Below are 14,723 nucleotides of genomic sequence, written 5' to 3'. Positions count from 1 at the left end.
TAAATACAGGAGGCCGCAAGGCCTCCTTTTTCGTATCCTTATTTATCTTCCCACGCCTCCACAATCTCTTCCAAAGGCTCCTGCAGGCTTCTGTACATTTCCAGCAGCCCGGGGGTCTTTTCTGCTATAAGGCTGTTGTTTGCTTCCTTGCCTGCCATTTCCAGTTGGAAGGCAAGGTCTGAGAGGGATTTGGCGCCTACGATGCGGGAGGTGCTTTTCAGGGAGTGGACCAGGATGGTGTAGTTCTTGAGGTCCTGCTCCTGCCAGGCTTTTTCGATTTTCTTGGACTTGGAGCCGATGGAGGCGGAGAAGATGGAGAGAGTTTCCATGTAGTCTTCCTCGCTGCCGCAGTATTCGATGCCGGACACGGGGTCGATGGCTTCCAGCTCGAAAAGGGCAGTGGGCAGGATATCCGAAGTTTCCTCTGGGGGCGGTGTTGCTGTCCCTTCCTCTGTCACCAGCTGCACCTTTTCCTTGGGCAGGTAGTGTATCATCATGCGCTCCATGTCCAGGATATTGACGGGCTTGGGCAGATAGTCGTCAAAGCCTGCTTTCAGCATACGCTCCCTGTCACCGGCGATGGCGCTGGCGGTGAGGCAGACGATGGGGGTGGCTTTGGCTTTTTCCGGGTAAAGCTCGTAGAGCTTTTTCAGGGTCTCGATGCCGTCCATTTCCGGCATGCGGTAGTCCAGGAAGATGATGTCGTAGTCCGTAGCGCCGAATTTCTCGATGCACTCCCGGCCGCTGGCAGCTGTCTCTGTGAGGAGCTGGGTCTTTTTCAGGAGCCCCACTATCACCTTCAGGTTCAGGGGGGTGTCGTCTACCAGCAGCACCCGGGCCGTGGGGGCCAGGAAGCTGAGATGCTTCTTGACTGTCTCGCCGATGATGGGAGTGCTGCCAAGGTCGAATTCGCCTATCTCTGTGCTGTCCACTATCTGCTGGCCCACGGTGAAGGAAAAGACGGAGCCCTGGCCGTAGGTGCTCTGCACCTGCAGGTCGGCCCCCATGAGCTTCAGCATGCGGGAGCTGATGGCCAGGCCCAGCCCGGTGCCCTCGATGCTGCGGGTGCGGATGACATCAAGCCGGTCAAAGGCTGAGAACAGCTTGCCCAGTTCCTCGTCTTTGATGCCGATGCCCGTATCTTTCACCGCCACCTCGATGGATACATCGTGGCCTTTTTTATGGGTCACCTGCATTTTCAGGGTCACGGTGCCCTTTTCTGTGTACTTGGCGGCATTGGTCAGCAGGTTGGTGATGACCTGCTTCAGGCGAAGCTCGTCACCGAAAAGCCGGGTGGGCAGGCTGGGGTCGATTTCCAGCCGGAAAATCAGGCCCTTTTCCTCCAGGCGGAATTTCACCAGATTGGCAAGGTCTGAAATGAAGGTGCGGGTGTCGTACTCTGCCTCGATGAGCTCCATGCGGCCCGCCTCGATCTTGGAGAAATCCAGGATGTCGTTGATGATGCTCAGGAGGCTGGTGCCCGCTGCGCCGATATTGTGGGTGTACTCCAGGATGTTCTTGTCGTGGCTCTCCCGGCGTATCAGCTCGTTCATGCCCAGGATGGCGGTGATGGGGGTGCGTATCTCGTGGCTCATGTTGGAGAGGAAATTCGTCTTGGCGCGGTTGGCTTCCTCTGCCGCCTTGAGGGCCTGGCGGGTGGCCTCGCTCTGCTCCAACAGCCTTTCCTGCAGGGCGATTTTTTCCTCCAGCTGCTGCTGTCTGATGCGGGCCTCGGCTTCCTCTTTGACGCGCTCTCTTTTTTCCGTGATGTCTGATATGAAGACGAAATAGACGCCGCCGTGGGTCTTTGTATTGGAAAAATGGCCGTAGTCGTCTACCAAGCGAACCTTGCCGTCCCGGCGGATAATGCGGTACTCCACATAGTCCATGCCCTCGCTGCTCTTTTCTATTTGCTCATCGATGGAGCTGGAGATTGCTTTATAGTCATCGGGGTGTACCATGCCCTTGAAGGTATAGCCCGTCAGTTCCTGGAATTCCGCAAGGTCCTGGCAGCCGAAGATTTCAAAGACTGTCTTGTTGGCATAGAGGATCTCTTCGGGTTGCTCAGCCTTGTAGATGAAGAAGCCCCCGGGCATGTGCCGCCCGATTTCCTCCACCACCTTGAAAGCCTCGCTGCCCAGCTCATAGTTGCCGTTGAACATGGGTAGTACCTCCCTCGTGTTTAGTTTGATTTATGTCGTTAATATAATTATAAGGCAATTGTTCCAGCTTTGTCGATAGACAAAGCTTCTTCTTGGCCTTTCAACGAGGCGGGAGATATGCAATCCAGCCTGTTATGATATTCGCCAACTCCACTTATACAGGTGGGGGACATCTTATTCCGAGTTATAAAGCCATTGTGCAAATTTTTCTACAGGCAAAATATTCAGCCAGGTGCAGGATTTGGGTGGGCTTTGGCGAAGTGTGCAAAGAGATAATCTGCCCTTCGGGAGGAGTGGGACTATGGAGAAAGTCATATACATAGAGAAGAAGCAGTACCTGGTGGACCGGGCAGTGGAAAACAATCTGCGGGAGGCTGGCTTCCAGGTGCTGAAGGTGGCCGAAGACCTGGAGGAAGTGAACCGCTGCCGCCATGAGGCGGAGATTTTCGTCTATAACCCGGCTGAGGACAGCAGCGAAGCCAGGAAGCTGGTGCCATACCTGGCCAGTCTCTGCCGGGACAGCAAGAAATCCCTGTGCCTTTTGGGCAGCAAGGATTTCCTGGAGGAAATGAAGGCCCTGCCCGAGGGGGCGGGCATCACCCGCACCTACATCGCGCCGGTGGATATGAAGAAGCTGGCGGCAGATGTGGTGATACTGGCCAAAAGGCAGCAGGAATACAGGCGGCGCAAGCAAGTGCTTATCGTAGATGATGATGAGGATTTCCTGGCCATCATGACCCGCTGGCTTAAGAACGCCTATGATGTAGAGGGACTGCAGTCCGGGGAGGAGGCCCTGGACTATCTGGCTGTTGAGCAGCCGGACCTGGTACTGCTGGACTATGAGATGCCGGAGATGGATGGCTATGAGGTGATGGAGCGCATCCAGAAAAATCCCGTCACCGCCAGGATTCCCATCATCTTTCTGACGGGCATCAACGACCGGGAAAGCGTCATGCGCATCATCAAGCAGCGCCCTGACGGCTACATACTGAAATCCACCAAGAAAGCAGAGCTGCTGGACACCCTGGCAAACTTCTTCTATGAGAGGAGCATGGGGAAAGGGTGAAACATGGCCGCAGGAAGGAGTATTTCATGAATTTCCGCAAGATATTTTTACTGCTCATAACTCTGCTCTGCTTCGCAGCCTTGCCCCTGGCGGAAGCGCGGGGGCTGCAGGAAAATTATGACCTGGTGCAGGTCCTGGTGCTGTCCCGGCACAATATCCGGGCGCCTTTGGTGGACAGCGGCACCCTCTCTGGGATAACGCCCCACCAGTGGCATGATTTCGGGGTGCCCAGCGGAGAGCTGACTGTGCATGGGGGGCAGCTGGAAGAGAGCATGGGAGCGTACGCCCGCAGCTGCCTGCAGCAGGAAGGCCTGCTGCCCGCAGGCTGCCAGCCGGGGGAGGGGGAAATCCTCTTTTATGCCAATGCTCTCCAGCGCACCCTGGGCACCGCCCGTCATTTTGCAGATGGGATGTTCCCCGGTGAGAAGATGCCTGTGAAATACGAAGGCCAAGTGGGGGAGCCTGACCCTTTGTTTTGGGGAGATCTTTCTGGGCACTCGGCTGCTTTTGACAGGGAGCTGAAGAAGGAGCTGGCTGCCCTGGGGGGGAGTGAGGCCCTGACCAGGAGAGTAGCCCCCGGTATTGAGGCGGCGGCGATAGCGCTGGATAACCCGGCGGTGGAAAATGACGAGTTGCAGGTGACAGTGAAGGAGGGACTGCATCTGGGCGGCTCTATCCGTCCCCTGATGACGGCCTGTGATGCCCTCTCCCTGCAGTATTATGAACTGGGAGACAGCAGGGCGAGTTTTGGCCATGAGCTGAGTTTCAGGCAGTGGCAGGACATCGCGGCCGTGAAGGAGGCGGGAATCCACGTCTACCGCCGGATGCCCACTTTTGCAAGAGCCCTGGCGCGGCCTTTGCTGGAAGTCTTCCTGCAGGAACTGAATGCCCCTGGAAGAAAGTTCACCTTCCTCTGCGGCCATGATACGAATGTGGCCACGGTGATGGGGGCTTTGGGGGTCAGGGAAAACAGCCTGCCGGAATCCATCGAGCAGGAAGTCCCCATCGGCGGCAAGCTGGTGGTGGAGAGATGGCAGGACAGGGCAGGAGAGAGCTTCCTGGCGTTGAAGCTGGTCTATCCTTCCGTCTATCAGCTGTGCAGCGAGCTGCCCATAGATATGAGGCACCCTCCCCAGTCCCTGCCTCTGCACTTGCAGGGCATGGAGCCCAATGAGGAAGACCTCATACCTCTGCAGGCTTTCCGCCAGAGGCTCACTGAGGCTATAGAGAGCGATGAAGAACTGATGGACGTAGATGGAAAATAATATGCAAAATGCAGGCTCGCCTTGAGGGCGGGCCTGCATCTTTTGCTGGCAATTTGTTTTCATTCGTACTTTTGCAGCCTCTTCCTGCTGTCTCCCGTTTGGTAGTTTATATCCACTCCCGGCTGGACGTTATGGCAGAAGACGTGGAAGTAGAGGCCGGCGCCGCCGTCCTCTACGGACAGGGCTTCCAGCTTTATGCCGTGGGCTATCAGCTCCCTGGGCAGGAAAACGGGGGTGGTGCGGTAGAGGACGTGATTGCCGGTATCTCTTGTATCAGTGTTGCGGGCCAGAAAACTGATATTTGGTATTTTTCCCTCTGCCTGTCCGCTGGATTTTCCCTTGCTCAATGAGTGCATGCAAGGTGCGGGTGGCGGTAGACAAGCTGACTTCCAAGAAATCTTCAGCTTCTTGACGGCTGATGGATTTTTTCTTTTGGACAAATTCAAGCAGACGGCTTTCGGATGATTGGTCGGGGGGGTCTTTGAGCAAGAAAGGCTGCTGGTCAAGATGTGGCAGGATGACCTTGAAAGCGTTGGTACTGGTGATGAATTCCGGCTGTGAGAAGCTGCTCTTATAGGCGCTTTGTATTTTCAGCAGGCCGGTGCCGTAGGCTTCGATGAGTTCCAGCCGGTAGAAGATGTTCGCTAGCTTTGGGTTGCGGCAGACAGAAATACCAAGCATTATATCGTCCTTGTGGATGCCGGGCAGCAGGCCGCCAATGGAAGTGAACTCCATGCGGTCAGAGTAGATGCCCACTATGTTGCTGGCGCTGAAGGAATAGTCCCGGTGGACAAGGCTGTTCAACAGGGCTTCACGCAAGGCCTCTTCTGGATAGCTTTTGGAATCCTGTCTGTAGAGTCCGTGGAACTCTGCAGAGGTCTGATTGTTTAGCTGCATATAGGCATAGCAGTCCTCCAGCTGAGAGAGCAGCGGCCCGGTGAACTCCCGCCTGTCCTTGAACTGGCTTTGGTCATTGCCCTGGAAGACAGCGGCTTTGATGGAAAAGGGGTACTGGTCGGAAAGAAGCAGTCCAAGATTGGTGAAAAGTCCGTCCCTGTTTGTGAGGCCCAGGGAAATGAACTGGGCTTCCTGGAATTTCATACCTTTGTTCTGGAAGACAGAGGCAGTCTTTTGGAAGGTCAGGTTTTGGTCGAGAGAAAGGGAATCCTCGAAAACATCACCATCAGCATACTTGATCATCTGTCGGATTTGCTCGGCGGATGCCTGGACGGAGGCGCTCCCCTGCCGGACATATACACCGGAAGGTTTTAGTCCGTTTTTTATGAGGTAGTATGGTTTATTGGAGCCGGCAGAAATATAGAGGTGTATGATGTCTTTGCCCTCAATCTCCTCACTGCGAATAGCAACGAACATCATCACATCAGGATGAATAGAATCCCGCAGCATACTGGCTATGTGGAGCATAGTCTGGTCTATATCCTGTACGCCAACTACTGTTCCGTCATTGTCGACGCCAATATAGATTGACCCGCCGTGGGCATTGACAAAGGCCAGAACTTCCTTTTTTAGGCCGTCAGTCAATTCGCGCTTGTATTCTGTGTATTCGTTTTCCTTGTGAAGCATGGCGATCACCTCTTTCTAGTCATATTATAGTTATTCTAGTCATTGTAGTCAATGTGGGTGATTTCGTTTAGGATACAAAATTATCAGTTTTTGGCAAACAGCAAGTATAGTAAACAATTATAATCAAACTATTCAAAAATGTTAAAACAATGCTATAATAGATGTGACGAACCTACGAAGACTGAACTTTAGAAAGGTTGAACCGAGAAAAGAGCCTCGTTCTTTAGCGGAATGACGGAGACATCATCTTTCGGCTCGTAAAAATGTACAAAGTTGGCGCAGGGAATCTCGCTCAGCGGCAAAAGCCGCCTATTTGAAATCAGAAAAAAGACTTAAAGTATTCCCAAATAGCGAATAGCCTATGGGATAGAGGGTGTAGTGCTACATCCATCTGTAGTAGCTATTGTGATGACCGCTTGCTTGGTGAGGGCTTATCCCTACTCGGCTTGCCGCGAGCAATTAGTGAGCAGCAAAGTTTATTAAAAACTTTAACATTGTTTTGTTGAGTTTGGTTATAAAAATAGCATAGAGCGTGCTGAAGTATGTATTGATATTTTTCAGTATGTCCTAAGCAGATAGGGGGATAAACACTATGTTGCAGGATAATCTCATGACCCTGTTGAAAGCTAAAGGTGCAAAACTGATTGGTGTAGCCGATATGGATGGATTTGCAGTAGACGGAATGAATCGCGGGGTGGCTGTAGCTATTCCTGTTCCTGCGTACATAGTTGAAAACATAAGAACGGTGCCAACCATGGAATACTATCAAATGTACCATACACTAAATGAGCAACTGGATAATATGGTTGAAGCAGGTGCAGAGTATCTGCGCGAACAGGGTTACAATGCGCGTGCTTACACAAAGAAATGTCTTTATGTAAATGATGATTTACGCACTGCGTTTCCATACAAAACAGTGGCAACTAAAGCAGGATTAGGATGGATTGGAAAGAGCTGCCTACTGGTCACGGAAAAATATGGCAGTGCAGTACGGTTATCGGGACTGCTGACGGATGCGCCTCTTGTACCATCAAAGCCTGTTACCCAAAGCCGCTGTGGTAACTGTCAGCTTTGTGTGAAGGCGTGCCCAGGAAATGCAATTATTGGAACAAATTGGACAGCCGGAATGCTGCGCGAGGAAATACTCCGCGCACATGTATGTAAGGAAACACAGATTGCTAGAATGAAGCAAATTCTCGGTTTCTATGAGGGTGAACGGGTATGTGGTCGATGTTTTGCCGTTTGCGCCTATACACAAAAATATCTACGACAAAGTTCTAGGTTGTGAGGGGGGCCTCGGAGGTTTGAACGAACGTATAAACGGTCTTGCTACTTCATAATGGATCATTAGCAAAAAAGAAAGAGGCGCTGCATCAATGCGCCTCTTTTATTTATCTCTCTACCTGCCCCATGAAGAACCGTATTTTTTCCCGGGTGCCCAGGAAGTGGGCGGGCTTGATCTGGTCGGGGGCTGTCTTGTGCTTGAAGCGCTGGATGTCCCGATAGAGCAGGTGGCTTTCGGGGGAGAGGTAGAGCGCCTGGCAGGCGGGCTGGCCATTCTGCCGGGCTTTGGCATAGGCGGGGCATTCCTCGCAGAGAGCCTCGTCCAGAGTGGCGGCCAGAGCTTCTGCGGGGGCTTTTGCTCCTGGGATCTCCAGCATGAGGGTGAGGGTGTTTTCTTCGTTCAGGAAATAGGAAAAATCTGTGGGTGCAAGGGAGAGTGCTTTGGCGCCTTTTTTGATGGCTTCATAGACATCCCTTTCCCAGAGAAGTCCGCCGGGCAGGGGCAGGGCTTCGGATTTCCTGCCTGCGAAGGCAAAGTGCAGGCGGCCTTCGGTGAGGCTCCTGACTTCGAGGATGTCCTCGGTGGCGTAGCGGTAGAGCCCCGCCCTGTTGGTGAGGATGAGCTCGTACTGCTTTCCCTCCTGCACCTGGCTGAGCAGGAGCGGGTGATCGTGGTTGTCCGGTTTTTCCGGGAAGGGGCGGAACTCGTAAAAATTCTTCCCCGTCACTAGCTCGTATTCATCCGTACCCGGCACGCTCTTGCCCAGCAGGGCCTCCGAAGAGGCGAAGAAACCATTGTCCCAGGGGAGGTCGCCGATGTATCTTCTGAGGGCATCACGATAGATGGCCTGGCTGCCGGTGCCGATGGCGATGATTTTTTTGAGCTTCGGCCAGATCAGGGTGGCCACGGGACGGTGGAAGCCCTCTGCGAAAACCTCCCTGAGGGCCTCTGCCCGCTCCGGGTCGGGGATGAGGCACCTTTCCAGCTGCTGGCGGTAGTCTTTGGGCAGGTCGAGGTTACTGGAAATGGTGCCCTCGGTCAGGTCTTTGACCAGTTCCTGCCAGTGGCTTTCCAGGAAGGAGAAGGCCTCCAGCACGCCCCAGGCAAAGGGGGCGAAAAGCTGCTCTGCCCGCTGCTCGCTCAGGGCGAAGTACAGCCGCAGGTAAAGGGTGTCCATGGCCTTGGGAGGGAAGAGCAGTTCCCTGGGGGCGGTGAAGCCTGCATGGCTGACCCCCAGCCGCTGCTGGTCGCGGTAGCAGAAATCTTCGATGAGCCTGCCGAAAATGGTGTTCAGGGCGGCCTGGTCGTTGTAGCGCCTTTCCTGGGGCAGGCTCTCTCCCAGCAGGATGGTTATCTTGCCCCGCAGGAGCTGGGCGAATTCCTCCTCATAGCGGGCCAGGTGCTCACGGGTGGCGGGCAGGAGCTTCGGGGCGCCTGAATTGCCGGAGGTGAGCAGGTAGCAGGGGATGGCATCAGAGACGAAGATACCGCTCTCGCCAATCTGGGTCTGGAGCCGCACCAGGGGCCCGTAGGTGTCATAGCTGCTCACAGGCACTCTGGTCTGATACCCTTTGGCGCTGCGGAGGCTGGCGAAGTTGTAGCGGCGCCCGTAGTCCGTGTCCTTGTTCCGGGAGAGGATTTCCTGCAGGATGCCCTGGCCGTCCATGATTTCCTTGATGGCACCGCCCTGGTCGAAGTTCTCCGGGTGCAGGATGACTTCCCTGGGCAGGGTGTAGCACTTCCGGGCCTCTTCGGCAGAAATCAGCTTGGTGGCGGGCAGCAGGCGTATCTCGTGGACGTATGGCTCCAGGATTTCCTTGATTTCACGGCGGTGGACGAGAGTCAGCTGCTTGGAATTGAGCATGACCATGGAGAAGGTGGAGAGCAAGAGGGCCATGAGCTCGTCTATATAGATGCCGTTGTTGTAGGCGGCGTCGAAGATTTTCTTGAAGCCTGCCGCGTAGGACACCAAGGTCTCTCCGTCTTTTTCTGTCATGCTCTGCACCAGGGACTTGCTGTTGATGAAGTAGTGGTAGCCTATGAGCTGGGGCAGGTAGCAGACGCGGCCCGCCTTGCCGTAAACTTCGATGAGAAAGAGCACATCCTCGGTGAAGGGCACGGTCTCGTCAAAGGTGAAATTGTGTCGGGTCAAAAAATCCCGCTTATAGAGCCGCGAGGTCACCATGCCCCAGAAAAGGCCGCCGAACATCTTCTTGTCGTCCCATTGCTCCCTGTCCATGACAATCTCCGCCTGGGTCTGGTCCCAGAGGACGATTTCCGTGGCAGGCATGAGCCCCTCGGTTTCCATTTCGTATTCCCGGCGGAAGACCACCAGGTCTGACTGGGTTCTCTGCAGGTGCAAGAGGGCTGTCTGGAGACATTCAGGCGTGTAGCCGTCGTCTGCATCCAAGAAGCCCAAAAAGGGAGCCGTGGCCAGCTTCATGCCGAAATTCCGGGGGCTGGAGGGGGTGTGCAGGTCATTGTCCAGTTCTGTGATGATGATATTCTCATGGCCGTCCAGCATTTCATGTACGGCGGCCTTGAGGCTGCTCTCGGTATTGTGCAGCACCACGATCCACTGGATGCAGGAAAAGTCCAGGGTCTGCTTCTGCAGTGATTCGTAAGCGTAGCGGAACAGCTTGGGGTCTACGTTATGAAAGGGTGTCACGATGGAAACAAGGTAATTGGCCATGGTGTTCTCCTTAACTTTTTAAATGTGCAGCAGCTTCTCCGGAACCATCTGATTGCCCCGGTAATCCGGCAGTTGGCTGAAGTCCGCCTCTAGGCCTGCTTGCTCAAGTTCCTTTTGCATGGCCTTGAGGATGGCTGGGGAGTCGAACCTCTGGCAGGAGCGGATATACATGGTGTCGCCGCAGGTGGAGGCAGCCAGGCCAAAATCACCAAATCTCCTGATGCAGATCAGGCGGGTGACTTCCTGCAGCAGGGGCTTGAAGGCGGGGCCGGGGTCAAGGCTGCCGGGATAGGTGAGGGAGAAGGTGACGGCGGCAGGCTCTTTGGGCGCCGTGGCAAAGCGATGGTTCCACTGGCAGATATCCAGGCCGGAGCTGGTGAAGCCGTCTACCATAGCTGCCTTCCCTGCTATGAGGGGAGCAAAGTGTTCCCTGTTCAGCTGTGCTTTCAGCTGGGCCTTGAGGGCTGCTCCCTGCTGGTCCGGCGGCAGTTCCCTCAGGGTCTTGTCATAGCGCAGGGCAAGGGCATCGGAAAAATTCACGGCGGTGCTGGTCTGGTAGTATGGGTGCATGCCTGCGGAAAGCATGATGGCAATGTCCTTGTCTCCCACTTCATAGACAGAGGACAAAGCTCTGGCGGCGGTCAGGGCGATGAAAGCCGACACGGAGGTCTGATGAGCCTTGGCAGCGGAGAGGAAATCCCCCAGAGGGCAGCGCAGCTCATAGCCTGTGCAGTAATCTGTCTCAGGGGGATAGCCCTTCTCCGGAATCTCAAAGGCGGCAGGGGCGGCAGAGGGTTCCGGGCTTATTTCCTCCCGGAACCTCCGGTAAGGGTCCAGCCGCTCAAGTTCGTCGGCGGGATAGTCCGGCGCCAGTCTCATGCCCTCTCCTGCCTCCACCGGCAGCCCTCTGCCCCGGGCGTAGTGATACAGCAGGGTGCGCAGGAAGCCCCAGATGCCGTGGAAGTCTGCCAGCCCGTGGAAGTAGGAGAAGGAGAAGCCCCGCTCCTCTGTGCGGAAGACAAAGGGATAGCCGTCAGTTTCTTCTGTGCCGTACAGGAGAGGGGCTCCGCCCTCGGGGGCAAAGGGCAGGGGAGCATGATTTTCTATGGCCCAGACGGTGCCCTGGTGGAGCACCGGGCGGATGGCGAACTCCGGGAAGTTCGTCAGTGCCTGGGCGGCAGAGGCTTTGAGCAGTTCCGCATCAAGCTCCTCCTGCAAGGCGAAGCGGAAGCAGATGTCAAAGGCCGCCTGCTCCCCGCCCCACATGTAGTAGAAAAGGCGGTTGGATACGCCTATGGGTTGGAGTTTCATATTTTCCCTCATTTCTTGATGGCCTGGAAGAATTTCTTGTAGTCACCTACATCCCGCCTGATTACCACTTCATAGGGATAGTAGTCCCTCACAATGGGCATGCGGGCGTCGTACTCATTGTATTCCACAGTGACGGCATAGGTGTCAGAGAGGAACCAGGTGCCATTGGTAGTTCCTTTCTTCACATTGGGGCGGCCAAAGTTGTAGGAGAAATTCTTTTCTGCCCGCATATACATCTCATCGGCCAGTTCCTGTGTCTTGGCGTAGATTCTGATGCGGTAGCTGCCTACCTTGCTCGGGGCGCCTTTGTCGGGATGGAGGGCGATGGTCAGGTAATAGTCGACTTTTTTCTTGATATAGAAGACAGTATCTTCGTTCTGTACCCGTTTCCAGCCTTCCTTTTGGAGAAGGGCAACAGAGTCTGCTATGGACTTGCCGATGGAGATATTGAAAGCCTCCTCATCGTCCCAGGCGGCTTTGTCTATATCGTCCTGCCATTCCGGAGCTTCGGCGGCCTGGGCGACGGGAACCCAGGGGGCGGGGGCAGGCCCCGTCCAGCAGGCAGAGCCTGCACAGAGTGCGAGAAGGGCGGCTGTGGTGGCAAAGGTTTTCTTCATATTCATGTAAATACACTCCTTTGATCAGTTCAGTTCTATGAATAAATAGTTCATGCCCAGGGTGCGGGAGTAGCGGACTTCCCTGGCCAGGCCGCAAATGGTGCGGATGCCGATATTGGCTGTCTTGTCGTCCTCTGCGTGCAGGGCCAGCCAGTTTTTGGGATTGAAGGGAGGGCAGTTGTCACGGATGCGCAGCACCCAGTGCTCACCTTTGGCGGCCCGGATATCTATGCGGTGCTTCTTTCCCTCTGTGAAGCCCCAGCGGATGATGTTGCCGCCTATTTCCTCGATAGCCAGGGCCAGGAGGGTGGCTCTTTCCTCTCTCTCCCCCTGCTGGAGGAGAAACTGGCGGGCTTTCTCTGAGGCGGTGAGGACTTCTTCCATGCTGCCTGCCGACCAGCTGCAGGCGGCAATGTCCCCGGTGAGGGAGGGGGGCAGGCACATGAGGTCAGAGAGGGCTGGAGGCCATTTCTTCCTCTGCCAGCCGATGATGAGGAGCAGGGTCAGGAGGGTGAGCATTTCTGCCAGCAGGAAGGACCACCAGATGCCCAGCGGGCCGAAGGCCCTGCCCAGGACCACCGCCAGCAGGCAGATGTAGAGGAAGTTGTCCAGGGCAGAGGTAAGGTAGGTCATCTTGAGGGACTGGATGCCCAGATAGTATTTCTGCAGGAGATTGTTCAGGCCGTAGAGGGGCAGGTACAGGATGAAAATTCTGAGGGCCGTCACAGCTTCTTCGTAGCCCTCCTGCCCGGGGCTCACAAAGAGAGCTATGAGCAGGGGGGACGCCAGGAAGGCCAGCAGGGCCGTGAGCCCTTCCACCAGCAGTGCTTCCCGCACTGACAGATGCAGGAGCCTGTGGAGTGATTCCCTGTCCTTCTCTCCCGCCAGTACCCCTGCCATGGTGAGGACGGCAGCGCTCACGCCGCTGACGATGGGATTGAAGATGTTGTTCAGGGCGTTGAGGTCTGCAAAGGCGGCAATGGCCGTGGCGGAGCCGGAGAAAACCAGCATGAGGTTGATGATATACATCTGGGCCGTCTTGTAGAACCTGTCTGCTGCTGAGGGCAGGCCAATCCTGAGGATAGGCAGCAGGTGTCTGAGCTTGGCCGCTCCCAGGGAAAAGTTGATGCAGCCCCGCTCCCGGAGTCCCCCTGCGGCCATGACGCTGAAGGAGCCCAGGTAGCAAAGGGACATGACCAACCCCATGCCGAACATGCCGCCCCCTGCCCAGAGGACGTTCACAAGGGCGCCAATCACATTGAGCATGGTCTGCACGGCAATGGCCCACAGGGCGTATCTGGAGAGCCCTTCCAGGAAGAAAACCGCCACCTGCATGGGCAGGAAGACAAGCAGGGCAAGGCCCGGGGCAATGCCCCGCAGATAGTCCGCCGCCTCCTGCCATGCCCCTGCTTCGTCGGCTCCCAGCACCAGGGCCAGGGGGCCTGCATAGTGGGAAATGGCAAGGCCCATAAGGGCCGCCAGGGGCAGGCAGCAGGCGATGGCAGTGGAATAGAAGCCTGAGGCCTCGTCCTGATGACCTGCGCCGATGCTCTTGGCGCAGTTGTTTTGCACCCCCAGGGAAATAATCTGGCTGATGATCATGATGACAAAGACCAGGGGCAGGGTCAGCTGGAAGGCCGCCATGGCCGTGAGGCCCAGATAACGGCTGATGACAATGCCGTTCACAATGGAGCCCATAAAGGCCATGAGGTTGTTGAGCACCATTTTCTTCATGAAGCTGCGGAAAGCTGCCCGCAGCAGGAAAGCGTCTTTGTTCATAGTGTCCTTCCCATGGCTTCCAGCCGGGACCGGAAGCGTTCTATGTGCGCCGGGATATGGGGAAAGAAATTTTCCCGGGCCTCTTCAACAGACTGGCGGCGCATTTCTTCAGACATGGGGGCAAGTTTCAGGAAGGTCAGCCATCTGAGGGGACAGTAGGCCTCCATCAAGGCTTCGATTTCCGCCAGCTCTGAAGGGTCTTCGGTCTGGAAGTAAGTTCTCTTGAAGATATCCCAGGCCTTGCTGATGATTTCCTTTTTCCACCCCACCATTTTCTCAGCCAGGGCGGCAGGATAGTTTTTCACCAGGTGCATGCCCAGCATATAGGTGCCCAGCACATCGTAAAGGGGATGCCCCAGGCTCACATCTGCCACATCGATGAGCATGAGCTGCTTTTCCCGCAGGATGAGATTGCCCCGGTGGAAGTCACCGTGGATAAAGGACTTGCCCTCGGGAATGGAGTCAATCATCCTGTGCAGGAGTCCAATCTCGGCTGCTGAAAGCAGGTCTGCCAGGTCATCTGCCCTCTCATGATATGTTTCGCTCATAGCCGGGAAGGTGCCGGGGGACACAGGCAGGCGGTGGAGCCTGCGCAGCAGCTGGGCCCCTTGGGCAACCAGCTGAGTCAAGCGCTCAGGTTCTTTGGCGATAGCTTCCCGCAGGCTGGTTCCCTGCACCAGTTCAAATATCAGGCCCAAGCAGCCATCTGCCTGCACTGCTTCAAATACTTTGGGCGTAGGCACGCCCCGGGCGCAGGCTGCCTGAGCATTGCGCTGCTCCTGTACCATGGCGTCGCGGGCATGGGGGGCAGGCTTGTATAGCTTTAAGATGCGTTCTTCATCAAGCTGGTAAACCGTGCTGTTCTGCCCCTTTCCCAGGCAGGAACATCCCTTCAGGGAGATTTCCCGCAGGGAGAGATTTTGTTCTGCCGGAATGGGGGCGTTCGTTTCTGCTGATTTCAT

The 14,723-nt window shown here is 55.7% G+C and carries 11 protein-coding genes; 3 read left to right on the top strand and 8 right to left on the bottom strand.

Annotated elements, in window-relative coordinates:
- Positions 1 to 38 precede the first annotated feature (38 nt).
- Entirely contained in the window at positions 39 to 2,162 is a 2,124-nt protein-coding gene (locus P159_RS0106260) for a PAS domain-containing hybrid sensor histidine kinase/response regulator (protein WP_051650197.1), read from the bottom strand.
- A gap of 301 nt (positions 2,163 to 2,463) precedes the next feature.
- On the opposite strand from P159_RS0106260, the gene P159_RS0106255 reads away from it, so the two are divergent.
- Positions 2,464 to 3,228, top strand: a complete 765-nt coding sequence (locus P159_RS0106255) for a response regulator (RefSeq protein ID WP_029542477.1) — start codon at positions 2,464 to 2,466, stop codon at positions 3,226 to 3,228.
- Positions 3,225 to 4,493 carry a histidine-type phosphatase gene (locus P159_RS0106250; RefSeq protein WP_051650196.1) on the top strand — a complete coding sequence of 423 codons (1,269 nt, stop codon included), beginning with the start codon at positions 3,225 to 3,227 and terminating at the stop codon, positions 4,491 to 4,493. The genes P159_RS0106255 and P159_RS0106250 overlap by 4 nt, the downstream gene beginning before the upstream one ends.
- A 59-nt stretch (positions 4,494 to 4,552) precedes the next feature.
- Here P159_RS0106250 and P159_RS0106245 read toward each other — a convergent pair whose 3' ends face one another.
- Together P159_RS0106245 and P159_RS0106240 are read right to left on the bottom strand one after the other, a co-directional pair.
- Positions 4,553 to 4,840 (bottom strand): hypothetical protein, encoded by a 288-nt coding sequence (locus P159_RS0106245; RefSeq protein WP_029542473.1) that lies wholly within the window; start codon positions 4,838 to 4,840, stop codon positions 4,553 to 4,555.
- A complete protein-coding gene (locus tag P159_RS0106240; RefSeq protein ID WP_029542470.1) occupies positions 4,767 to 6,077 on the bottom strand; it encodes an RNA-binding domain-containing protein in 1,311 nt (436 codons plus the stop codon). Before P159_RS0106240 ends, P159_RS0106245 begins: the two co-directional genes overlap by 74 nt.
- Before the next feature lie 592 nt (positions 6,078 to 6,669).
- Between P159_RS0106240 and P159_RS0106235 the strand changes: the two genes are divergently transcribed.
- Positions 6,670 to 7,365 (top strand): 4Fe-4S double cluster binding domain-containing protein, encoded by a 696-nt coding sequence (locus tag P159_RS0106235; RefSeq protein ID WP_029542468.1) that lies wholly within the window; start codon positions 6,670 to 6,672, stop codon positions 7,363 to 7,365.
- 103 nt (positions 7,366 to 7,468) lie between these two features.
- Here P159_RS0106235 and P159_RS0106230 read toward each other — a convergent pair whose 3' ends face one another.
- From P159_RS0106230 to P159_RS0106210, 5 genes are read right to left on the bottom strand one after another with little or no spacing between them, the layout of a single operon-like run.
- On the bottom strand, positions 7,469 to 10,054 hold the full coding sequence (locus P159_RS0106230; RefSeq protein WP_029542467.1) for a GH3 auxin-responsive promoter family protein: 2,586 nt from the start codon (positions 10,052 to 10,054) through the stop codon (positions 7,469 to 7,471).
- A gap of 18 nt (positions 10,055 to 10,072) precedes the next feature.
- Positions 10,073 to 11,365, bottom strand: a complete 1,293-nt coding sequence (locus tag P159_RS18495) for a hypothetical protein (protein ID WP_185753647.1) — start codon at positions 11,363 to 11,365, stop codon at positions 10,073 to 10,075.
- A gap of 8 nt (positions 11,366 to 11,373) precedes the next feature.
- Positions 11,374 to 11,988 (bottom strand): hypothetical protein, encoded by a 615-nt coding sequence (locus P159_RS0106220; protein WP_029542465.1) that lies wholly within the window; start codon positions 11,986 to 11,988, stop codon positions 11,374 to 11,376.
- Positions 11,989 to 12,006: 18 nt separating this feature from the next.
- Positions 12,007 to 13,761, bottom strand: coding sequence for an MATE family efflux transporter (locus P159_RS0106215; RefSeq protein WP_029542463.1), 1,755 nt, complete (start codon positions 13,759 to 13,761; stop codon positions 12,007 to 12,009).
- A complete protein-coding gene (locus tag P159_RS0106210; RefSeq protein ID WP_029542461.1) occupies positions 13,758 to 14,723 on the bottom strand; it encodes a phosphotransferase in 966 nt (321 codons plus the stop codon). The genes P159_RS0106215 and P159_RS0106210 overlap by 4 nt, the downstream gene beginning before the upstream one ends.

The sequence above is a fragment of the Selenomonas sp. AB3002 genome, assembly GCF_000702545.1.
Taxonomy (GTDB): Bacteria; Bacillota; Negativicutes; order Selenomonadales; family Selenomonadaceae; genus Selenomonas_B; species Selenomonas_B ruminantium_A.
Note: the sequence above shows the minus strand (reverse complement) of the source record. Positions and strands in the feature narration are given on the sequence as shown.

What these genes read in the sequence shown, in the direction of transcription:
- P159_RS0106210 (WP_029542461.1), bottom strand. Translation starts at nt 14,723, where the DNA reads ATGAAATCAGCAGAAACGAACGCCCCCATTCCGGCAGAACAAAATCTC.
- P159_RS0106235 (WP_029542468.1), top strand. Translation starts at nt 6,670, where the DNA reads ATGTTGCAGGATAATCTCATGACCCTGTTGAAAGCTAAAGGTGCAAAA.
- P159_RS0106230 (WP_029542467.1), bottom strand. Translation starts at nt 10,054, where the DNA reads ATGGCCAATTACCTTGTTTCCATCGTGACACCCTTTCATAACGTAGAC.
- P159_RS0106215 (WP_029542463.1), bottom strand. Translation starts at nt 13,761, where the DNA reads ATGAACAAAGACGCTTTCCTGCTGCGGGCAGCTTTCCGCAGCTTCATG.
- P159_RS0106260 (WP_051650197.1), bottom strand. Translation starts at nt 2,162, where the DNA reads ATGTTCAACGGCAACTATGAGCTGGGCAGCGAGGCTTTCAAGGTGGTG.
- P159_RS18495 (WP_185753647.1), bottom strand. Translation starts at nt 11,365, where the DNA reads ATGAAACTCCAACCCATAGGCGTATCCAACCGCCTTTTCTACTACATG.
- P159_RS0106240 (WP_029542470.1), bottom strand. Translation starts at nt 6,077, where the DNA reads ATGCTTCACAAGGAAAACGAATACACAGAATACAAGCGCGAATTGACT.
- P159_RS0106255 (WP_029542477.1), top strand. Translation starts at nt 2,464, where the DNA reads ATGGAGAAAGTCATATACATAGAGAAGAAGCAGTACCTGGTGGACCGG.
- P159_RS0106220 (WP_029542465.1), bottom strand. Translation starts at nt 11,988, where the DNA reads ATGAATATGAAGAAAACCTTTGCCACCACAGCCGCCCTTCTCGCACTC.